Origin of the sequence: Streptomyces ortus, from assembly GCF_026341275.1 — a bacterium.
Classification (GTDB): Bacteria; Actinomycetota; Actinomycetes; order Streptomycetales; family Streptomycetaceae; genus Streptomyces; species Streptomyces ortus.
The window spans coordinates 7882948-7904720 of record NZ_JAIFZO010000002.1; the positions used below are offsets into that span (position 1 = coordinate 7882948).

Annotated in this window: 17 protein-coding genes and 1 riboswitch; of the genes, 10 read left to right on the forward strand and 7 right to left on the reverse strand. The window is 73.0% G+C overall.

Features of this window, described 5'->3' with window-relative positions; genetic code table 11:
* Positions 1 to 22 precede the first annotated feature (22 nt).
* The 3 genes from K3769_RS37505 to cobG are packed head-to-tail and all read right to left on the reverse strand — an operon-like array spanning position 23 to position 3556.
* Complete coding sequence (locus K3769_RS37505) at positions 23 to 1546, reverse strand: precorrin-2 C(20)-methyltransferase (protein ID WP_267030671.1); 1524 nt, start codon at positions 1544 to 1546, stop codon at positions 23 to 25.
* Positions 1543 to 2205 (reverse strand): precorrin-8X methylmutase, encoded by a 663-nt coding sequence (locus K3769_RS37510; RefSeq protein ID WP_267030672.1) that lies wholly within the window; start codon positions 2203 to 2205, stop codon positions 1543 to 1545. The genes K3769_RS37505 and K3769_RS37510 overlap by 4 nt, the downstream gene beginning before the upstream one ends.
* Positions 2186 to 3556: a precorrin-3B synthase gene (gene cobG / locus K3769_RS37515; protein ID WP_267030673.1), complete on the reverse strand. Its 1371-nt coding sequence runs from the start codon at positions 3554 to 3556 to the stop codon at positions 2186 to 2188. Before cobG ends, K3769_RS37510 begins: the two co-directional genes overlap by 20 nt.
* 100 nt (positions 3557 to 3656) lie before the next feature.
* A riboswitch (cobalamin riboswitch) is annotated at positions 3657 to 3732 on the forward strand.
* 91 nt (positions 3733 to 3823) lie between these two features.
* On the opposite strand from cobG, the gene cobN reads away from it, so the two are divergent.
* Positions 3824 to 7417 (forward strand): cobaltochelatase subunit CobN, encoded by a 3594-nt coding sequence (gene cobN, locus K3769_RS37520; protein WP_267030674.1) that lies wholly within the window; start codon positions 3824 to 3826, stop codon positions 7415 to 7417.
* Between the two features lie 149 nt (positions 7418 to 7566).
* On the forward strand, positions 7567 to 8208 hold the full coding sequence (locus K3769_RS37525) for a superoxide dismutase (RefSeq protein WP_267030675.1): 642 nt from the start codon (positions 7567 to 7569) through the stop codon (positions 8206 to 8208).
* A gap of 214 nt (positions 8209 to 8422) precedes the next feature.
* On the opposite strand, the gene K3769_RS37530 is transcribed toward K3769_RS37525, so the two are convergent.
* Positions 8423 to 8728: a hypothetical protein gene (locus K3769_RS37530; protein WP_267030676.1), complete on the reverse strand. Its 306-nt coding sequence runs from the start codon at positions 8726 to 8728 to the stop codon at positions 8423 to 8425.
* A 204-nt stretch (positions 8729 to 8932) separates the two neighbouring features.
* On the opposite strand from K3769_RS37530, the gene K3769_RS37535 reads away from it, so the two are divergent.
* A complete protein-coding gene (locus tag K3769_RS37535; protein ID WP_267030677.1) occupies positions 8933 to 9262 on the forward strand; it encodes a hypothetical protein in 330 nt (109 codons plus the stop codon).
* A gap of 11 nt (positions 9263 to 9273) precedes the next feature.
* Here the strand turns inward: K3769_RS37535 and meaB are convergent, their stop codons facing one another.
* The 3 genes from meaB to K3769_RS37550 are packed head-to-tail and all read right to left on the reverse strand — an operon-like array spanning position 9274 to position 14263.
* A complete protein-coding gene (gene meaB, locus K3769_RS37540; RefSeq protein ID WP_267030678.1) occupies positions 9274 to 10272 on the reverse strand; it encodes a methylmalonyl Co-A mutase-associated GTPase MeaB in 999 nt (332 codons plus the stop codon).
* Complete coding sequence (gene scpA, locus K3769_RS37545) at positions 10269 to 12455, reverse strand: methylmalonyl-CoA mutase (RefSeq protein WP_267030679.1); 2187 nt, start codon at positions 12453 to 12455, stop codon at positions 10269 to 10271. Before scpA ends, meaB begins: the two co-directional genes overlap by 4 nt.
* A complete protein-coding gene (locus tag K3769_RS37550; RefSeq protein ID WP_267030680.1) occupies positions 12455 to 14263 on the reverse strand; it encodes a methylmalonyl-CoA mutase family protein in 1809 nt (602 codons plus the stop codon). Before K3769_RS37550 ends, scpA begins: the two co-directional genes overlap by 1 nt.
* A 235-nt stretch (positions 14264 to 14498) precedes the next feature.
* Here K3769_RS37550 and K3769_RS37555 point away from each other — a divergent pair, with 235 nt between their 5' ends.
* From K3769_RS37555 to K3769_RS37585, 7 genes are all read left to right on the forward strand, one after another.
* Positions 14499 to 14792 carry a hypothetical protein gene (locus tag K3769_RS37555; protein ID WP_267030681.1) on the forward strand — a complete coding sequence of 98 codons (294 nt, stop codon included), beginning with the start codon at positions 14499 to 14501 and terminating at the stop codon, positions 14790 to 14792.
* A complete protein-coding gene (locus tag K3769_RS37560; RefSeq protein ID WP_267030682.1) occupies positions 14792 to 17167 on the forward strand; it encodes a heavy metal translocating P-type ATPase in 2376 nt (791 codons plus the stop codon). The genes K3769_RS37555 and K3769_RS37560 overlap by 1 nt, the downstream gene beginning before the upstream one ends.
* Positions 17164 to 17688 carry a copper chaperone PCu(A)C gene (locus K3769_RS37565; RefSeq protein ID WP_267030683.1) on the forward strand — a complete coding sequence of 175 codons (525 nt, stop codon included), beginning with the start codon at positions 17164 to 17166 and terminating at the stop codon, positions 17686 to 17688. The genes K3769_RS37560 and K3769_RS37565 overlap by 4 nt, the downstream gene beginning before the upstream one ends.
* 18 nt (positions 17689 to 17706) lie before the next feature.
* Positions 17707 to 18447: a hypothetical protein gene (locus K3769_RS37570; protein WP_267030684.1), complete on the forward strand. Its 741-nt coding sequence runs from the start codon at positions 17707 to 17709 to the stop codon at positions 18445 to 18447.
* Positions 18448 to 18661: 214 nt separating this feature from the next.
* Positions 18662 to 19351: a sigma-70 family RNA polymerase sigma factor gene (locus K3769_RS37575; protein WP_267030685.1), complete on the forward strand. Its 690-nt coding sequence runs from the start codon at positions 18662 to 18664 to the stop codon at positions 19349 to 19351.
* A 188-nt stretch (positions 19352 to 19539) separates the two neighbouring features.
* On the forward strand, positions 19540 to 20292 hold the full coding sequence (locus K3769_RS37580) for an aspartyl/asparaginyl beta-hydroxylase domain-containing protein (RefSeq protein ID WP_267030686.1): 753 nt from the start codon (positions 19540 to 19542) through the stop codon (positions 20290 to 20292).
* 68 nt (positions 20293 to 20360) lie between these two features.
* A complete protein-coding gene (locus K3769_RS37585) occupies positions 20361 to 21725 on the forward strand; it encodes an MFS transporter (RefSeq protein WP_267031716.1) in 1365 nt (454 codons plus the stop codon).
* The last annotated feature ends 48 nt before the right edge of the window (positions 21726 to 21773 follow it).

Genomic DNA, 21773 nt, shown 5'->3' on the forward strand with positions numbered 1-21773 from the left:
CGCACCCCCGGCGGAGCCGACCTCACCCCTCCGGATATCGCCGAGGAGTCCAGACGATCTCCTCGCCGTCCCCGCGCCGCACGGCCCGGGTCTGCGAGGACCCGACCAGCAGCACCGTCCGCATGTCGACCTCATCCGGGTCGAGATCGGCCAGCCGCACGATCCGTACGCGCTCGTCCGCGCCGCCCACGTCCCGGGCGACCACGACCGGCGTGTCCGGAGCCCGGTGCTCGAGCAGCAGCTCACGGGCCTTGCCCACCTGCCAGGTGCGACTCTGCGAACCGGGGTTGTACAGGGCCAGCACCAGGTCCGCCGAGGCCGCGGCGCGCAGCCGTTCGGCGATGACCTCCCACGGCTTGAGCCGGTCGGACAGGGAGAGGGTGGCGTAGTCGTGGCCGAGGGGGGCGCCCGCGCGGGCGGCGGCGGCGTTGGCCGCGGTCACCCCCGGCAGCACGCGCACCGGGACGTCCGCGTACTCCTTCTGCGAGGCGGCCTCAAGCACGGCGGTCGCCATCGCGAAGACGCCCGGGTCGCCGCCGGAGACGACGGCCACCCGCCGCCCCCGCTGAGCCAGTTGCAGCGCGAACTCGGCGCGCTCGGCCTCCACCCGGTTGTCCGAGCCGTGCCGGAGCTGTCCGGCCCGCTCCGGCACCCGGTCGAGGTAGGTGGTGTAGCCGACCAGGTCGTCGGCGGCGGCGAGGGCGCCGCGTGTCTCGGGGGTCAGCCACAGCGGTCCGGCGGGCCCGGTGCCGACCACGACGACCTCGCCCTGCTCCCGCACGGGCCGCTCGGCGTCGACCCGGCTGGGCAGCACGGCCACCGAGAAGTACGGCACCGACTCCGGGTCCACGTCGGCCAGTTCGCCGACCCGCTCTCCGTCCATGGTGGCCCGCTCGACGTACCGGGCCTCGTCCAGCCGCCCCGAACTCTCCAGCGCGCGCCGCACCTTGGGGAACGTACGGCCCAGTTTCATCACCACGGCCACGTCCGTCGCGGCGAGCCGCGCGGTCAGCTCCTCCTCGGGCAGCGTGCCCGGCAGGATGGTCAGCACCTCCTCGCCCTCGGCGAGCGGGGTGCCGAGCCGCGCCGCGGCGGCGGACACGGACGTGACACCGGGGATGACCTCGGTGTCGTAGCGGTCGACGAGCCGCTTGTGCATGTGCATGTACGAGCCGTAGAACAGCGGATCGCCCTCGGCGAGGACCGCCACCGTGCGCCCCGCGTCGAGGTGCGCCGCGAGCCGGGCCGACGCCTCGGCGTAGAACTCGTCCATGGCGCCCTGGTAGCCGCCCGGGTGATCGGTGGTCTCCACCGTGAGCGGATAGACCAGCCGCTCCTCGATGTGGTCCTCGCGTATGTGCTCGGCCGCGATCGAGCGGGCGATGGACCGTCCGTGGCGGGCACTGTGGTAGGCGATCACGTCCGCCTCGGCGATGACCCCGACGGCACGCACGGTCATCAGGGACGGGTCGCCGGGCCCGAGCCCGACCCCGTACAGCTTGCCGTTCTTGCCGTTCTTGCCGTTCTTCCCGTTCTCGCCGTTCACTCTTCCTCGCTAGCGATCGCGTTGAGAGCGGAGGCGGCCAGGGCGCTGCCTCCGCGACGGCCGCGTACGACCAGGTGTTCCAGGCCGGACGGGTGCGCGGCGAGTGCGTCCTTCGACTCGGCGGCGCCGATGAAGCCGACCGGGACGCCGATGACGGCTGCCGGACGGGGCGCGCCCTCCTCGATCATCTCCAGGAGGCGGAACAGGGCGGTGGGGGCGTTGCCGATGGCGACCACGGAACCCTCGAGGCGGTCGCGCCACAGTTCCAGCGCGGCGGCGCTGCGCGTGGTGCCCAGCTTCGCGGCCAGCTCCGGGACGGCCGGGTCGGACAGCGTGCAGAGCACGTCGTTGTCGGCGGGCAGCCGTTTGCGGGTCACCCCGCTGGCCACCATCTGGACGTCGCAGAGGATCGGCGCGCCGGACCGCAGGGCCGCGCGGGCCCGCGACACCACGTCCGGCGTGTAGGAGAGGTCGCGTACGAGGTCGACCATTCCGCAGGCGTGGATCATCCGTACGGCGACCTGGCCGACGTCGGGGGGCAGCGCCGCGAGGTCCGCCTCCGCGCGGATCGTGGCGAAGGACTGGCGGTATATCGCCGCGCCGTCCTTCTCGTAGTCGTACGTGGTCACGGTGTTCTTCTCACTGCTCTCGGTCGTCATACGGCTCGGGTTCGGGCTCGGGAGGTCGTGGAGTGAGGGTCGCCAGTACGGCGGCGAGACGGGAGGGGGCGTCCAGGGCGACGGTGCGTGCCTCGTCGTGTCCGGGTGCGGCGACGGACAGCCGGTAACCCCCCTGCGGGGCGGCGACGACGTCGATCCGTTCGCCCCGCGGGTGTCCGCAGCGGCGCTCGCATCCGGACCAGTACAGGGGGAGGCCGCCGCGGTGGCGCGCTGTGCCGACCGCGTCGAGCGCGGCGGTGGCGTCCGCCCGTACGTCGGCCCGGGACTTGGCGCAGCCCGGCCGGCCGATACAGGCGCCGACGCGCAGCCAGGGCGAGTCCGCGTCGGTGACGAGGCCGACGGCGTCGAGGCGGGCCAGCGCCTCGGTGCGCCGCGCGGCGGACGTCCCCGGAGTGGGAAGAACCACACCGCGCCACGGGGTCAGCCGCAGCTCGCCGGTGGCGGCCCGCGTCAACTCCCGCCACTGCGACGCCGTGAGGCGGCCCAGCGGAACGTGCACGGACAGGGCGTCCCCGACCGCTCCCGGCGGCGGCCCGTCCGCGCGGCCGGTCTCCCGCGCCCGCCACTCGTGCGCGATGCCCTCCGCCGTCAGACGACGACCGGCCGCCGCGGTCAACTCGTCGTCCGCGAGCGCCAGCTCGGCCACCCGCCAGGCACGTGTCCCACTCGCCCGCTCGGCCTCCAGAAGCGCTTCCGCCAGGAACGCCTCCGCGGCCACCAGCGCGGCGCGGGGCGCGTCCTCGGCGGACACATGGAGTGCCCGGCCCGCCGGGCCGAGCGCGAGCCGGGCGCCGCCGTCCGCCGCCGCGCGTACCGTCACGTCGGCTTCGAGGCCGGACATGTCCCCGCGCCCGTCGTCCAGCGCGAACAGGAAACGACCCGACAGGGCCCGCGCCGCCTCGCTCGCGCACAGCGCGGCGTCGAGGGCCGACAGCCAGGGCCGTACGTCCCACAGACCCCGTCCGTCGAGACCGGACAGCGGGGAGGCGACGATGTTGCGCACCCGCTCGTGTCCGCGCGAGGGCAGCAGCCCGGCACCGGTCAGCAGCCCGGCCAGTTCGGTCCCGCACCCGTCCGCCAGTCCGCGCAGCTGGACGTTGCCGCGCGAGGTGAGATGCATGTCACCGTCGCCCAGACGCTGTGCCGCGTCGGCGAGCACCTCGGCCTGGCGGACGGTCAGCACACCGCCGGGGATCCTGACCCGGGCCAGCGCCCCGTCGTCCGCCGCGTGCAGCCGCAGGGTCCCCGGGCAGGCGTCACCGCGGTCCCGTGAGACCGCTGTGGCCTGGGACGATGGACGGAGGGCAGCCGAGGACATGGCGGCGAGCATACCCACGTTCCCGCGGGCTGTATGCCCCGCCCTTTTTCCCCGACCCTTACTATTCCTTTCGGCGGATCATCCGGTCCGCCACGCCACCACGGCGACAGGGGAGGAAGCCGGTGCGAAGCCGGCGCGGTCCCGCCACTGTGAGCCCGGACGGAGACGTCCGGGTGAGTCAGGAACTCCCTTTCCCCAGCTCACGAGTTCGCGCGTGCGCACGGGGGACCCATTCCACCACCGCCCGGGGCGCGGACCCCGAGGAAGGCCCGACGCCACATGATCCTCCTGCTGTCGACGTCCGACACCGACCTGCTCAGCGCTCGCGCGGCCGATGGTCCGGTGCCCTACCGGTTCGCCAACCCGGCCCGCCTCGACATCGACGCCCTCCCCGCCCTCCTGGACGGCGCCGACCTGGTCGTCGTACGTCTCCTCGGCGGGCTGCGCGCCTGGGAGGAAGGCCTCGACCTGCTGCTCGCCGACGGCCGCCCGGTGGTCGTCCTCACCGGCGAACAGGCCCCCGACGCCCAGCTGATGGCCGCCTCCACCGTGCCCATCGGCATCGCCGCCGAGGCCCACGCCTACCTCGCCCACGGCGGCCCGGACAACCTCGACCAGCTCGCGCGCTTCCTCTCGGACACGGTCCTGCTGACCGGCCACGGCTTCGACCCGCCCGCGCCCGCCCCGACCTGGGGCCCGCTGGAGCGCACCGCCCGTGAGGTCCCCGGCGCCCCGACCGTCGCCGTGCTCTACTACCGGGCCCACCACATGAGCGGCAACACGGCGTTCGTCGGCGCCCTGTGCGACGCCGTCGAGGACGCCGGCGGGCGCGCGCTGCCCCTGTACGTGGCCTCCCTGCGCGCCCCCGAGCCGGAGCTGATCGAGGAGCTGCGGGCGGCCGACGCGATCGTCACGACCGTCCTCGCGGCCGGCGGTACCAAGCCCGCCGAGGCCTCCGCGGGCGGCGACGACGAGTCCTGGGACGCGGGCGCCCTCACCGGCCTGGACATCCCGATCCTGCAGGCCCTGTGCCTGACCGGCTCGCGGACCGCCTGGGAGGAGAGCGACGAGGGCGTCTCACCGCTGGACGCGGCGAGCCAGATCGCGGTCCCGGAGTTCGACGGACGCCTGATCACCGTGCCGTTCTCCTTCAAGGAGATCGACGAGGACGGCCTTCCCGCGTACGTCGCCGACCCCGAGCGGGCCGCCAGGGTGGCCGGGATCGCCGTCCGCCACGCCCGCCTCGGGCACATCCCGGCCGCCGAGAAGCGGCTGGCCCTGGTGCTCTCCGCGTACCCGACCAAGCACTCCCGGATCGGGAACGCCGTCGGCCTCGACACCCCCGCGAGCGCCGTCGCGATCCTGCGCCGACTCATCGGCGAGGGCTACGACTTCGGGCCCGAGGAGGACATCCCGGGACTGGTCTCCGGCGACGGCGACGAACTGATCCGCGCGCTGATCGAGGCGGGCGGCCACGACCAGGACTGGCTCACCGAGGAACAACTGGCCCGCAACCCGGTCCGTATCCCGGCGGCCGACTACAAGCGCTGGTACGCGACCCTGCCCGAGGTGCTGCGCACCGCCGTCGAGCGGCACTGGGGCCCGCCGCCCGGCGAGATGTTCGTCGACCGCAGCAGCAACCCGGAGGGCGACATCGTGCTCGCGGCGCTGCGCCGCGGGAACCTGCTGGTCCTCATCCAGCCGCCGCGCGGCTTCGGCGAGAACCCGATCGCGATCTACCACGACCCGGATCTGCCGCCCTCGCACCACTATCTCGCCGCCTACCGCTGGATCGCCGCCGCGCACGCGGACGGCGGTTTCGGGGCCGACGCGATGATCCACCTCGGCAAGCACGGCAACCTGGAGTGGCTGCCCGGCAAGAACGCCGGCCTGTCCGCCGCCTGCGGTCCGGACGCCGCCCTCGGGGACCTCCCCCTCGTGTACCCGTTCCTGGTCAACGACCCGGGCGAGGGCACCCAGGCCAAGCGCCGCGTCCACGCCACCCTCGTCGACCACCTGGTCCCGCCGATGGCCCGCGCGGACTCCTACGGGGACATCGCGCGCCTGGAGCAACTGCTCGACGAACACGCCCAGATCGCAGCCATGGACCCGGCGAAGCTGCCCGCGATCCGCGCCCAGATCTGGACCCTCATCCAGGCCGCGAAGCTCGACCACGACCTGGGACTTGAGGACCGCCCCGAGGACGACGGCTTCGACGACTTCCTGCTGCACGTCGACGGCTGGCTGTGCGAGATCAAGGACGCCCAGATCCGCGACGGCCTGCACGTCCTGGGCAACCCGCCGAAGGGCGCGGACCGCGTCAACCTCGTCCTCGCCATCCTGCGCGCCCGCCAGATCTGGGGTGGCAGCGCCGCCCTGCTCGGCCTGCGCGAGGCCCTCGGCCTGGACGAGTCGGCCGCGACCCGTACCACCGCCGACGAGGCGGAGGCCAAGGCCCGTGCGCTGGTCCAGGCGATGGACGACGCCGGCTGGGACCCGGCCGCCGTCCCCGCCGACCAGGGCGAACAGGTCGCCGCCATCCTGGAGTTCGCCGCCCGCGAGGTCGTCCCGCGCCTCGCCGCGACCACCGCCGAACTCGACCACACCGTGCACGCCCTGAACGGCGGTTTCGTCCCCGCGGGCCCCTCCGGATCGCCCCTGCGCGGCCTGGTCAACGTCCTGCCGACCGGCCGGAACTTCTATTCGGTCGACCCCAAGGCCGTCCCCTCCCGGCTCGCCTGGGAGACCGGCCAGGCCCTCGCCGACTCCCTCCTGGAGCGCTACCGCACCGACAACGGCGACTGGCCCACCTCCGTCGGCCTCTCCCTGTGGGGCACCAGCGCGATGCGCACGGCCGGCGACGACGTGGCCGAAGCCCTCGCCCTGCTCGGCGTCCGCCCCGTCTGGGACGACGCCTCCCGCCGGGTGACCGGCCTGGAGCCCATCCCGTACGAGGAGTTGGGCCGCCCCCGTGTCGACGTGACGCTGCGCATCTCGGGCTTCTTCCGCGACGCGTTCCCGCACACGATCGGCCTGCTCGACGACGCCGTACGCCTGGCCGCCTCCCTCGACGAACCGGCCGAGGCGAACTTCGTCCGCGCCCACACCCAGGCGGACCTCGCGGAACACGGCGACGAACGGCGCGCCACCACCCGGATCTTCGGCTCCCGTCCCGGTACGTACGGCGCCGGTCTGCTCCAGCTCATCGACTCCCGGGACTGGCGCACCGACGCCGACCTCGCCGAGGTCTACACGGTGTGGGGCGGCTACGCCTACGGCCGGGAACTTGACGGCCGGCCCGCCCGGGACGAGATGGAGACCGCGTACAAGCGCATCGCGGTCGCCGCCAAGAACACCGACACCCGTGAGCACGACATCGCGGACTCGGACGACTACTTCCAGTACCACGGCGGCATGGTCGCCACCGTCCGGGCGCTGCGCGGCACCGCCCCCGAGGCGTACATCGGCGACTCCACCCGGCCCGAGACGGTCCGCACCCGCACGCTCGTCGAGGAGACCTCCCGCGTCTTCCGCGCCCGGGTCGTGAACCCCAAGTGGATCGAGGCGATGCGCCGCCACGGCTACAAGGGCGCCTTCGAACTCGCCGCCACCGTCGACTACCTCTTCGGTTACGACGCCACCACGGGCGTGATCGCCGACTGGATGTACGACAAGCTCACCGAGACGTACGTGCTGGACCCGGCCAACCGCGAGTTCCTGCAGCAGGCCAACCCGTGGGCCCTGCACGGCATCGCCGAGCGGCTGCTCGAAGCGGAGTCCCGCGGGATGTGGGAGAAGCCGGACCCGGCGGTGCTGGCGGCGCTGCGCCAGGTGTACCTGGAGACGGAGGGGGACCTGGAGGGCGAGGACTGAGCCCGGACCCGAGCGTGCGGCGAGGCCCGGAGGGGAAACCCCTCCGGGCCTCGCCGCGTTGACCGGCCGCATCCCGGATCTTCTGCTGCTAGCGTGCAACTGCACATGAGTTGCAATAGCAGTACCGACCAGGCCGAAGGATGTTGGACATGGCTGTTTACACGCTCCCGGAGCTTCCGTACGACTACGCGGCGCTCGAACCGGTCATCAACCCGCAGATCGTCGAACTGCACCACGACAAGCACCACGCGGCGTACGTGAAGGGCGCGAACGACACCCTGGAGCAGCTCGCGGAGGCCCGCGACAAGGAGTCGTGGGGCTCGATCAACGGCCTGGAGAAGAACCTCGCCTTCCACCTCTCCGGCCACATCCTGCACTCCATCTACTGGCACAACATGACCGGCGACGGCGGCGGCGAGCCCCTGGCCGCGGACGGTGTGGGTGGGCTGGCGGACGCGATCACCGAGTCCTTCGGCTCCTTCGCCGCGTTCAAGGCGCAGCTCACCAAGGCGTCCGCGACCACGCAGGGTTCCGGCTGGGGCGTCCTCGCCTACGAGCCGCTCAGCGGCCGGCTGATCGTCGAGCAGGTCTACGACCACCAGGGCAACGTCGGGCAGGGCTCGACGCCGATCCTGGTCTTCGACGCCTGGGAGCACGCCTTCTATCTCCAGTACAAGAACCAGAAGGTCGACTTCATCGACGCCATGTGGGCCGTCGTCAACTGGCAGGACGTGGCCCGCCGTCACGCAGCTGCCAAGGAGCGCGGCGACAGCCTGCTGCTCGCGCCCTGACGCCGTAGCGGTCTGTCCGGCCGACCCGTCACCGCCTCGGCCGCGCGCCCGCCGGGGGCCGCCGCCATCGCCGACCAGGGCGGCGGCCTCTGTCACCCTCGCAGGAAGGGCGGAGTTCGTCGCCGTGCCGCGGCAGGGCATTTCGTGGCACTTCGCGCGGCGCGGTGGCACGGGGAGGTGGCACGGGGCGGACACATGGCGCGCGGCGCCGGTGTCACGCGCCTGCGCGACCCCACGCGACCAGAGCCAGCACGGACACCACTGCCGCCACGGCCGACACGGCCCGCGCGGCGAGCCGCGGCATCACCGGCCGCACCCGCTCCGACCGGCCCCGCAAGCCGTCGGGGCGCCACCCGGTGAACGGGACACGGCCGTGCTCCCCCGGCGTGGATCCGGCGGCGGAGGAGGCGGGGCCGAGGAGGATGCTGCACCAACGGCAGTCGCTCCCGTCGTCCGGCCAGGAGGTGGCCGGTGCTCGTGCGAAGAAAACCGGGGGACCGCCCCCGTCACCCATCGTCATGGCACGTTCAACGAAGGCCCGGGCGACCGGCTACGCCCGAGGACGCCATCGTGATGCGCTCGTCACCGACCCGTGGCCAGGCCGTTTGCGGGCACGTAACGGTGGCAAACGGTCCTGGCATACCCCCGTCGGAGAGCGGTCCTGCTTGCACGGAAGCCACCTCGACCGCGTACCGTGAAGACATCACGACCGGAGGTCACACACATGTCCGCGCTACCGCACGAGCCGAGCTCAGAGGCATCCTCGGACCCGTACGAGTTCGAGTTCGCCCAGGGCCCGCAGACGCTCGCCGAGCTGCGCACCGCGCTCGCGGAGATCAGGCCCGAGCTGCTGACCGCCTTCAACGCCCGGCTCGACGCGGCGACCTTCGGCTGGGACCACGACGAGGTCATCGCCAAGGCCCGCAGAACCGTGGCGTTCAAGAAGCGCGCCGCCGAGGCCGCCGCCGAGGCAGCCGCCCAGGAGGAGGCCGCCGGGGCGCAGCGGGTCGACGACCCGTGGGCCCACCTCGACGTACGGGACAGCACGCCGTGACCCGCTGACCGTCAGCCCTCGCCGTCGCCCGCCCCCGGGTCGTTGAACGCGCGCAGGATCCGCTCGGCGGCGAGCGTGGCCGTCAGCTCACCGCCCCGCACCTGCTCCTCCAGGCCGGGCGTGAGCGCGCGTACGGCCGGATCGGCGTGCAGACGGCCCAGCAGTTCGTCACGGACCATGGTCCAGGTCCAGTCGACCTGCTGATCCCGGCGCTTGGCGGCGAGCCGGCCCGTCGAGTCGAGCAGTGTGCGGTGCTGTTCGAGGCGTTCCCAGACGGTGTCCAGGCCGGCCGCTTCGCGGGCGCTGCAGCTCAGTACGGGCGGCGTCCAGGCCGCGTCCTTGCCGTGCATCAGCCGCAGGGCGCCCGCCAGTTCCCGCGCGGCGGCCTTGGCGTCGCGTTCGTGCGGCCCGTCCGCCTTGTTGACGGCGATCACGTCCGCGAGTTCCAGGACGCCCTTCTTGATGCCCTGGAGCTGGTCCCCGGTGCGGGCCAGGGTCAGCAGCAGGAAGGAGTCGACCATGTTCGCGACCGCGGTCTCCGACTGGCCGACGCCGACCGTCTCCACCAGCACCACGTCGTGGCCCGCGGCCTCCATGACGACGATCGACTCGCGCGTCGCCTTCGCCACCCCGCCGAGGGTGCCGGCGGTGGGGGAGGGGCGGATGAAGGCCGCCGGGTCGACGGCCAGCCGCTCCATCCGCGTCTTGTCGCCCAGGATCGAACCGCCCGTACGGCTGGACGACGGGTCCACCGCCAGCACCGCCACCCGGTGCCCGAGCCCCGTCAGCATCGTGCCGAACGCGTCGATGAACGTCGACTTACCGACCCCCGGCACCCCGCTGACGCCGATCCGCCGGGCCCGCCCGCTGTACGGAAGCAGCTCGGTCAGCAACTCCTGTGCCAGCGCGCGGTGCTGGGGCCTGGTGGACTCGACGAGCGTGATGGCGCGCGCGATCAGCGCCCGCTTCCCGTCGAGTACGCCCTTGACGTAGGTGTCGAGTCCGATCACAGGTCGTGCCCGAGGCCGGTCGAGAGCCGCTGGACGAGGTCGTACGCCGCGTCCGGGATCACCGTCCCGGGCGGGAACACGGCCGCCGCGCCCATCTCCAGCAGCGTCGGCACGTCCTGCGGCGGGATCACCCCGCCGACGACCACCATGATGTCCTCGCGGCCCTCCGCCGCCAGCTCCTCCCGCAGCGCCGGGACGAGCGTGAGGTGCCCGGCGGCCAGCGACGAGACGCCCACGACGTGCACGTCCGCCTCCACCGCCTGCCGGGCCACCTCGCCCGGGGTCTGGAACAGCGGGCCCACGTCGACGTCGAAACCGAGGTCCGCGAAGGCGGTCGCGATCACCTTCTGGCCGCGGTCGTGCCCGTCCTGGCCCATCTTGGCCACCAGGATGCGCGGCCGGCGGCCCTCGGCCTCCTCGAAGGAGTCCACGAGCGCACGGGTGCGGTCCACGGACGGGGACTCGCCTGCTTCGTTGCGGTACACACCGGCGATCGTACGGATCTGGCCCGCGTGCCGCCCGTACACCTTCTCCAGCGCGTCCGAGATCTCCCCGACGGTGGCCTTGGCGCGGGCCGCGCGCACCGCCAGCTCCAGCAGGTTGCCCTCGCCGCCGGCCGCCCGGGTCAGCGCGTCGAGCGCGTCCCGGCACGCGCCCTCGTCGCGCTCGGCCCGCAGCCGCCGCAGCTTCTCGATCTGCCGGGCGCGCACGGAGGAGTTGTCGACCGTGAGGACGTCGATCTGCTCGTCGGTCTCCACGCGGTACTTGTTGACGCCGATCACCGGCTGGCGGCCCGAGTCGATCCGGGCCTGGGTGCGGGCCGCCGCCTCCTCGATACGCAGCTTCGGGATGCCCGCGTCGATGGCCTTGGCCATCCCGCCCGCCGCCTCGACCTCCTCGATGTGCTGCCAGGCCCGCCGCGCGAGGTCGTACGTCAGCTTCTCGACGTACGCGCTGCCGCCCCACGGGTCGATGACCCTGGTCGTGCCCGACTCCTGCTGGATCAGCAGCTGAGTGTTGCGGGCGATGCGCGCCGAGAAGTCGGTGGGCAGCGCGAGCGCCTCGTCGAGGGCGTTGGTGTGCAGCGACTGGGTGTGGCCCTGCGTCGCCGCCATCGCCTCCACACACGTACGCGTCACGTTGTTGAACACGTCCTGCGCGGTCAGCGACCAGCCCGAGGTCTGCGAATGGGTGCGCAGGGACAGGGACTTGGGATTCTGCGGGTCGAACTGCCGCACCAGCTTCGCCCACAGCAGGCGCGCCGCCCGCAGCTTGGCGACCTCCATGAAGAAGTTCATGCCGATCGCCCAGAAGAACGACAGCCGCGGCGCGAACGCGTCCACGTCGAGGCCCACCTCACGGCCCGCCCGGATGTACTCGACACCGTCCGCGAGGGTGTAGGCCAGCTCCAGGTCGGCCGTCGCGCCCGCCTCCTGGATGTGGTAGCCGGAGATGGAGATCGAGTTGTAGCGCGGCATCCGCTGCGAGGTGTACGCGAAGATGTCGGAGATGATCCGCATCGACGGCTTCGGCGGATAGATGTAGGTGTTGCGGACCATGAACTCCTTGAGGATGTCGTTCTGGATGGTCCCGGCCAGCTTCTCCGGCGGTACGCCCTGCTCCTCCGCCGCCACGATGTACAGCGCGAGGACCGGCAGCACGGCGCCGTTCATCGTCATCGACACGGACATCCGGTCGAGCGGGATGCCGTCGAACAGCTGGCGCATGTCGAGGATGGAGTCGATGGCCACGCCCGCCATGCCGACGTCACCCGTCACCCGCGGGTGGTCGCTGTCGTAGCCGCGATGGGTCGGCAGGTCGAAGGCGACCGACAGACCCTTCTGGCCCGCGGCCAGGTTGCGCCGGTAGAAGGCGTTGGACTCCTCGGCCGTCGAGAAGCCCGCGTACTGGCGGATCGTCCAGGGCTGGTTGACGTACATCGTGGGGTACGGGCCGCGCAGGTACGGCGCGACGCCCGGGTACGTCTCCAGGAAGTCGAGGCCCTCCAGGTCGTGCCCGGTGTACAGCGGCTTGACCGCGATGCCCTCCGGGGTCTCCCAGAACGCCTCGTCGTTGCCGGTCGCCTGCTTGACGGCCGCACGCCATTCGTCGGCGCCGGTGTGCGGGTCGGAACCGGCGGTCGGGGTCCCGAGCTGGATCCCGGAGAAGTCGGGGATTCCCATCAGGACACTCCCATACGGTCGAGGGTGGCGGAGAGCACGGCGACGGCGTCGCAGCCCGCGAAGACGTACGCGTCGACATCCGGGTACTGCCCGGGGCGGCCGGCCAGGAACACGTGACGGGCCCCCGCGGCCCTGAGTGCCTGAGCCGTGCTCGCGGCCTGCTCCTCGTAGAGCGCGTCGCTGGAGCACAGACACGCCTCGGTGGCCCCGCTGTCCTCGAAGGCGCCCTCGGTGACGGGCTCGATGCCGCCGGCCTGGAGGAGGTTCGAGACGAAGGAGGTCCGTGCGGTGTGCGCGGCGGCCGGGCCGATGGATGCCAGGTAGACGCGCGGCCGCGCCCCGGTGGCGGCGAGATGCGCGTCGGAGCGGGCCCGCAGCACCTCGAACGCCTCGTCGCGGCGCACCTTCGGGAGCCCGCCGGACGGTGGCTCGGGCGCGGGCTCACGCATCGGAACGCGCTCGCCGAGGTTCGGGAACTCGCTGACCCCGGTGATGGGTTCGCGGCGCTTCGCGAGCTTCGCGCCGCGCGCCTCCCAGGTCTTCGCCAGATCCTCGCCGAGACGGCCCGAACGCAGGGCCGCCGCCTGACCGCCGAGCCCCTCGATCCGCTGGAAGAACTCCCAGCCCGCGTGGGCGAGTTCGTCGGTGAGCCGCTCCACGTACCAGGAGCCGCCCGCAGGGTCGATCACCCGGGCCAGATGCGACTCCTCGACCAGGATCGTCGAGGTGTTGCGGGCGATACGACGGGCGAAGGCGTCCGGCAGCCCGAGGGCGTGGTCGAAGGGGAGCACGGTCACCGCGTCGGCGCCGCCCACTCCGGCGGCGAGCGTGGCGATGGTCGTACGCAGCATGTTCACCCACGGATCGCGGCGCGACATCATCACCGGTGAGGTCACCGCGTGCTGCTTCTGCGCTCCCGCGCGCGGCGCCCCGCACACCTCGGTGACCCGCGCCCACAGCCGGCGCGCGGCGCGCAGCTTGGCGATGGTGAGGAACTGGTCCGCGGTGGCCGCGTACCGGAACTCCAGCTGTTCGCAGGCCTGTTCGGTCGAGAGTGCCGCCTCGGTCAGTTCCCGCAGGTAGGCGACACCGGTCGCCAGGGAAGCGCCCAGTTCCTGCGCGGCCGAACCGCCCGCCTCGTGGTACGGCAGCGCGTCCACGGTCAGCGCCCGGAGCCCCGGATACTCCTCGGCGCACCGCCGCGCGAGGGCGGCGGCCGGTGCGAAGTCCAACGCCTGCCCGCTGCGCGCCTCGTAACCCAGCGGGTCCGCGCCGAGACTGCCGCGTGCCGCGTCCTTGGCGACGCCCCGCTCCTCGTACAGCCGCAGCAGTTCCCGCGCGGCCGGCTCGGTGTCACGTCCGGCGTCGAGGACGACGGGCGCCAGGTCGAGGAGGACGCCTTCGAGGGCTTGCGCGAGCGAGGCGACGGGGAAACCGCCCTCGCCGACGACCAGCCAGAGCGAGCTGACGCCGTTCTCCAGGTCCGCGAGGACCGCGGCACCGTCGGCGGTCGTGTGCCGCTGGCGTACGCCCCAGCCGCCGACGGTGTTCCCGTCGGGCCTGCCCCCTCGTACGAAGGGCGCGAAGCCGGGGAACCCGGGATCAGGGGCCTCGTCGTGCGCCGTGTACAGAGGCCGGGTGGCGAGCCCGTCCTCCAGCGCGGTGGACAGGGCTGCCTCCGCCGTCTCGTCCGAGACCTCCTTGCCCGACTTGTTCAGCACGCCCGCCACGAGGCGTCGCCACTGTTCATGTGTCGCGGAAGGAAACCCGGCGGCCAGCGAGAGCCCGTCGTTGGGCAGGACCGTCATGCTCGGATGCTAGGACAGATTCCTCGAGTCACAGCAGAGGCGAAGCCTGTGACCTTGCCCTCGCGGCCTCGGTGACCTCCGCCTCACCGCCCGCGGAGCCACGCCCCCGACACCGCCACTCGTGTGACGCGGGCCACAGACGCACCGAGGAACCCGACTCGCGGCCGACCCGACTACTGAGGCGGTTCGGCGCGCTCCCGGCGACGCCGTACGACGTGACCTGGAGACGCGGTTGATGGACGAGCCCCGGCAGACCCCCGCCACCGGTGTGGCCCCGCTGCTGAGAAGAGCGGTACCCCCGCCGGCCCTCTGCGGCTTCTTCCTGCTGCTGGCCCTCCTCTTCACGGTCTCCTGGGCCGCCGGAGCGTCCGTGGGCCCGGTCGCACCCGCGATGCACGGCTCGACCGGTACGGCCGGTACCGGTACGGGCCCCGGCAACGGAGGGGCCGACGACATGGGGGACAGCGGCGATACGGGGGACGGCGGCGGCATGGGCGATATGGGCGACACGCACGAGGGAGACCGCTGATGGGCGCGGAACCGGTGACCACCCTGGTCACCACCGATCTGACCGTCGGCGGGATGACCTGCGCGGCCTGCGTGAACCGGGTGGAGAAGAAGCTGGGCAGACTGGAAGGGGTCACGGCGACCGTCAACCTGGCCACCGGAAGGGCCCGGGTGACCCATCCGGCGGGCATCGGCCCCGGCGAACTCGTCGCGACCGTGGAGAAGGCCGGATTCACCGCCGCCCTGCCGGAACCGCCCAGGAGCGAACAGCCGGAAACGACGGGCGACGGAGGCACGGGCGGCGACGGTACGGACGACGACGGTGCCGGGGAGGCGAGGTCCGCGCGCGACCGGCTGATCGTCACGGCCCTGCTCTCCCTGCCCGTACTCGTCCTGTCGATGGCGCCCGCCCTGCAGTTCCGCAACTGGCAGTGGCTGTGCTTCGCCCTCACCGCGCCCGTCGCCGTGTGGAGCTCCTGGCCGTTCCACACCCGCGCGGTACGAGGGCTGCGGCACTCCGCCGCGACGATGGACACCCTGGTGTCGCTGGGCGTGCTGGCCTCCTTCTCCTGGTCTGCGTACGCGCTCTTCCTCGGCGGGGCCGGCGATCCCGGGATGCGGATGCCGTTCACGCTCGTACCCTCCGTCGCGGACGGCGTCCCGCACGTCTACCTCGAAGCGGCGGTCGCCGTACCGCTGTTCGTCCTGGCGGGCCGCTTCCTGGAGGCGAGGGCCCGGCGCGGGACCGGGGCGGCGCTGCGATCGCTGGCAGGCCTCGCCGCCAAGGAGGTGGCGGTCCGCGTCGACGGCACCGAACGGCTCGTCCCCATCGCGCGGCTGCGGACCGGCCAGGTCTTCGTGGTGCGGCCGGGGGAGCGGTTCGCCACCGACGGGAAGGTGACGGAGGGCAGCTCCGCGGTGGATCTGTCCCTGGTCACCGGCGAGGCCGAGCCGATCGAGGTCGGGCCGGGTTCGGCCGTGGTCGGCGGGGCCGTCAACTCCGGCGGGCTGCTGCTCGTACGGGCCACGGCCGTCGGCGCGGACACCCAGCTCGCCCGTATCACCCGGCTGGTCACCGAGGCGCAGACCGGCAAGGCGCGCGCCCAGCGGCTCGCCGACACGGTGGCCGGTGTGTTCGTACCCGTCGTGCTGGCGCTGGCCGTGACCACCCTGGGGTTCTGGCTGGGCGCCGGGGCCGACGCGCAGGCCGCCGTCACCGCGTGCGTGGCCGTCCTGGTCGTGGCCTGCCCCTGTGCGCTGGGCCTCGCCACGCCGACCGCGCTGATGGCCGCGACCGGCCGGGGCGCCCAGCTCGGCGTCCTCGTCACCGGCCCGCAGGCCCTGGAGGGGCTGCGGCACGTCGACGTCGTCGTCCTGGACAAGACGGGCACGCTGACCTCCGGCCGTATGAGCGTCACCGCGGTCACCGCCGTGCCGGACGGACTCGGCAGGGACGCGGTGCTGCGGCTGGCGGGGGCCGTGGAGCAGGGCTCGGAACATCCGCTCGGCCGGGCCGTCGCCGCGTACGCGCGGCGGGAGCCGGCCGCCGGTCGACGGCGGCCGGGAGTTCCGCGGGCGATCGATGTCGACCAGTCCGGAGTGCCTGGGCCGGCTGGAGTGTCTGCGGTGCCTGGACTCCCTGGGGTGAGCGAGTTCAGCGCCCTGCCGGGGCGGGGCGTGCGCGGCCGGGTCGAGGGGCGGCTCGTCGAAGTCCTCGCCCCGGACGACGCACTGCCCGCCGCGCTCGCGGACGCCCTGGCGGCGGCCGAAGCCGCCGCCCACACGCCCGTCGTGGTCCGGGTCGACGGCACGGTCGAAGCCCTGATCGCGCTCGGCGACGTCGTACGGCCCGGGAGCTACCGGGCCGTCGAGCGGCTGCGCCACCTCGGAGTGCGCCCCGTGCTCGCGACCGGCGACCGGCAGGCGCCCGCCGCGGCCGTCGCCGCCGCCCTGCGCATCGACGAGGTGCACGCCCGCCGCACGCCCGAGGACAAGGCCGATCTCGTACAGGACCTGCGGAAGGAGGGCTACCGGGTCGCGGTCGTCGGCGACGGGGTGAACGACGCCGCCGCGCTGGCCGGTGCCGACCTGGGCATCGCCATGGGCAGCGGCACCGACGTGGCCATCGGGGCCGCCGACGTCACCCTGGTGCGCGGCGGCGTCGAGGCCCTCGCGGACGCGATCCTGCTCGCCCGGCGCACGCTGGGCACCATCCGCGTCAACCTCGTCTGGGCCTTCGGCTACAACGCCGTCACCGTGCCGCTCGCCATGGTCGGCCTGCTGAATCCGATGCTCGCCGCGGCGGCCATGTCGGCCAGCTCGGTGCTGGTCGTCGCCAACAGCCTGCGCCTGCGCGCCTGGCAGCCCTCGCCCGCGGCCCGGAGGCGTACCCGATGACCGAACGGCAGTCCCCCTGGCGGCCGACGCGCCGTCGGCTCACCGACACCCTGCTCGCCGCCCTCGCGCCCGTCGCCGTGTCCGTCCTCGCCCTCGGCGGTCTGAGTATCTGGACCGTCCTCGGCAACGCGGGCGGCCCGGCCCGGATCACGGTCACCGGCGGACGCCTGTTCCTGCCCACCGGCGACACCCCGGAGACGGCGGCCTTCTTCCGGATCACCAACACGGGTGGCTCGGCGGACCGGCTGCTCAAAGTGACGGCCGCCGGGACCGACGGTGCCACCCGCCTCAGCCGCCATCGCATGACCGGCGCCCGTTCGGCCTCCGCGCGGACGGTGACCTCGGTCCCGGTGGCGGCCGGCGACAGCATCGCCATGTCCCCGGACAGCCTCGACGTGATCGTGCCCGCGAACCCTGACTGGGAGATCGGCGACCTCGTGACGTTCACCCTGCACTTCGAGCGCGGCGGGGCCGTACGGAGCGTCGCGGTCGTGGACCGGCCCGGCCAGGGAGGGACGTGACCGCCGGATGAGGCCGTCATGACCACCGGGTGGGGCGCGCGCACGATCCGGGCCGCGGTGTTCGCCGCCGTCTGCGTGCTGCTCGCCGCGCTCGGGCACACGCTGATGTCCGGTGCCGCCGTGCCCCGGTGGACGGTGGCCGCCGGGTTCGCCGACACGTGCGCCGTCGGCTGGTTCCTGGCGGGCCGCGAACGCGGGCTCTGGTTGGTGGTGATCGCGACCGTCCTCGCCCAGACCGCTCTCCACTCGGTCTTCTCCTGGGGCCGGTCGGGGACCCGGTGGGAGACGGGGGCGGGGGCCTGGCCGGTGCCGGGGGGCGCCGACACGGGCTCCATAGGGCACTCCATGGGCGGCGACATAAACGGTATGCCCATGGACGCGGCGCACATGACGCATGCGGCGCACATGACGCATGCGGCGCACATGACGCATGCGGCGCACATGACGCACCTCGATCACCCGGCCATGGCGCACGACTTGGGTGGTGCGTCGTCGTTCGGCATGCTCGCCGCCCATGTGTCGGCCGCCCTGCTCAGTGGTCTGTGGCTGGCCCACGGCGAACGGGCCGCGTTCCGTCTGCTGCGGACCGTCGCGGGTCGGCTGGCCGCCCCGCTGCGCCTGCCGACCGAGGTCCTGTCCGTTCCGGCGTACCGGCCGGCCCGGGGGCTGCTGCGCGAGCGGGCTCGGCGGGCACCCAGGGCGCCCCTCGCCGACCCGTTCACTTCTCGGGGGCCGCCGATCGGAACCGCTGTCGTCTGAGACAGCCGGCTTCCTGAACAGCTTCCCCCAAGCCCCCAAGCCCCCAAGCCGTCAACTGCCCGGTCGTGGCGCTCGCGGCGCCCGAGCGCGATGCCGCGCGTCGGCAGGCAGATGTGTCGCTGTGTGGCTGTGTCGCCATATCGGCATGCCGACGCGCGGGACCCCGCAACCCGAGAAGGACCTACAGGTGACCCCTATGGCCCCTATGACCCCTATGACCGCAGAACACCGAGCGACGGCGGAACCAGGTACGACGGCGGAACCCGGTACGACGGCGGAACCCGGTACGTCGGCGGAACCCGGTACGTCGGCGGAACCCGGTACGTCGGCGGCGCGCGACGAGTCGGCCACCGCCTGGGCGTTGGCCGCCCGGGGCGGCGACCCCTATGCCGTCGACCGGTTCGTGCGCGCCCTGCGCCCCGACGTCGTCCGCTACCTCACCCACGTCGGCGCCGACCGCCAGCTCGCCGACGACCTGGCGCAGGACACCTTCCTACGGGCGCTGGGCAGCCTGCACCGGTTCGAGGGGCGCTCCTCGGCCCGCACCTGGCTGTTGTCCATCGCCCGGCGCACGGTCGTCGACAGCCTGCGGTACGCCGCCGCACGGCCGCGACTGGCCGACACGGACGACTGGACGACCTGCGCGGACCGGGCACGGCCGAGCGGACTGCCCGGCTTCGAGGAGGGGGTGGCGCTGCTCGACCTGCTGGACGCGCTGGCGCCCGAGCGCCGCCAGGCGTTCGTCCTCACCCAACTCGCGGGGCTGGCGTACGAGGAGGCCGCCGCGTTGAGCGGCTGCGCCGTCGGGACGATCCGCTCGCGGGTGGCACGGGCCCGCGCGACTCTCGTCGAACTCCTCGCCCAGGCGGAGCAGTCGCGCCTCCCCGCCACCACGGCCGGCTGAGATCGCCCGTGATTCACAGTGAGTCCGTGTGAGTCCGTGTGAGTCCGTGCGAATCAATGGGAGTTCCCCGGAATTCCCGGGAACTCCCATGCGTCGGCGGCCGACTACTGAGATGAAAGCGCAGACCTGGAAAGCCGGCCACCGCGAGAGGCCGTCGGCGGGCCGGGACGCGGGACATGGAGAACCGTGTGACACCAGAGATAGAGAACGCCTTCGCCGCGATCAGAGACGGGTTCGGAAAGGATTCGATCGACCGGGTCGAGCAGATGCTCGTGTCCGGCAGGGAGGAAAGACATCCACTGCAGAGGGCGGCCAAGTGGGTCATGCCGGGAATCTCTCCCACCCCCTGGCACGACCCCCACGCCTACGCGGAACTGGCCCCCTTCGTCCGCGAACTGGAGGCCAACAGCCAACTGATCAAGAAGGAGTTCGGCTCCGCGTGGACCGCCCGCCGCGAGGCGTTCCCGGACTACGAGCACTATCTGACACGGCAGCGGAACTGGAAGGCGCTTTATCTGTTCCGGGAAGGCGACCTGGTCGAGGAATCGGCCGCTGTCGTCCCCACCGCTCACCGGGTGGTGAAGGACTTCGCCGTGGACACGGGCATCCTGTGCCCCCTCCTGGAATGCCATTTCTCCACGCTGTTGCCCGGCGCCGTCATCGAACCCCATAACGACCTGTGGAACTTCAGCATCAACCTGCATCTCGCCGTGGACATCCCCGACGGGTGCGGCATCACGGTCGCGGGAGAAACGCGCTCGTGGGAGGAGGGGAAATGCCTGCTCTTCGACTACTCCTTCGAACACGAGGCGCGCAACGAGGGCACCGCACCGCGGACCTGTCTGCTCATCGACCTCTGGCATCCGGAGACCACCGTCGCGGAACGCCGGGCACTGCGGGCCCTCGTGACCGAGGTTCGCCGGCTCGTGCGGGACGAGTGAGGCCCCGGAAGCGACCGACGAGGCCCGCGACAGAGCCGACGGGACCCCTGCCCCGCAACCCTCTCGGACTGCCGCTTGCGGTGCTGGCACTGGGGCAGCTCGTCATCTCGCTCGACTACAACATCGTGTACGTCGCCCTGCCCGACATCGGCGCCGGGCTGGGCTTCTCCGACCACGACCTGCAGTGGGTGGTGAGCGCCTACGTCGTGGCCACGGGAGGCTTCCTGCTGCTGGGCGGCCGGGCCGCGGACCTGCTCGGCCGACGCCGGATGTTCGTCGTCGCGGCGCTGCTCTACGCGGGCTCGTCCCTGGTGGGCGGCCTGGCGCAGTCACCCGGCGTACTGGTCGCCGTCCGGGCGGTCCAGGGCATCGGGGGTTCTCTGCTGTTCCCGGCGACGCTGTCCGTCATCGGCACCCTGTACGCGGAAGGGCGCGACCGCAACCGTGCTCTCGCGGTCTGGGGCGCCGCCGGAGCCGGTGGCCTGTGCTTCGGATCCCTGCTCGGCGGAGTGCTGGTGGAGGCGTTCGGCTGGCCGTCGGTGTTCTTCGTCAACGTGCCCGTGGCGGGAGCGCTCGCGGTGGCGGGCCGACTGCTCTTCCCCGCCGACGGACCGCGGGACCGCTCGCGGAACTTCGACGCGGCGGGTGCGCTGTCGGCGACGGCCGGGATCACCCTCCTGGTGTACGTGCTGGTGCGGGCGCCCGCCGAGGGCCGGCCGACGCCCACGGTCCTCGGGAGTGCCGTGCTCTGCGCCGGGTTGCTGACGCTCTTCGCCGTGGTGGAGCGCCGGTCCCGCGATCCGCTCGTACCGGCCGGGCTGCTCGGCCACCGCGGTCTGCGCACCGCCATGGGGAGCGCCGCCCTGTTCGGTGCCACCTTCAGTGCGGTCCCGTACTTCCTGACCCTGTACTTCCGCTCGGTCCGGGGATACGGCGCAGCCGCCACCGGGCTCGCCTTCCTCGTACCCGCCCTCGTGGTCGCCGTCGGTACGCGGGCAGGCGAGCGGGCCGTGTCCGTCCTCGGCGTCCGCCGCACGCTGGCGGGCGGGATGGCGCTGGGTGCTGCCGGAGCCGCGGCACTGGCTCCGGCGCTGACCTCGCACGGCTCATATCCCGCGCTGCTGCCGGGGATCGTCCTGCTGGGCCTCGGCCAGGGAGCCGCCTGGACGGGCCTGTGGATCACCGCGTCCGCCGGCGTCGCCCCCGGGGACCAGGGCGTCGCCTCCGGCATGGCGTCGACCGCCTTGCAGGTCGGCGGAGCCGTGGGCCTCGCCCTGCTGGTCGCGGTCGCCGGTGGCATCGGGCAGAACGCCTCCGGCCCCGCCCTCCTCGACGGCATCCGTACCGCCGTCCTCGTCACGGCGGCGGGCATCGGCTGCGGCGCGCTCGCGCTGTTCGCCCGCCACCGGACGACGGACAGCACGACGTCCTGAGCACCTTGCACACGCAGTCGGCCGGCATCCCGGCCGATCTCCCCGGAA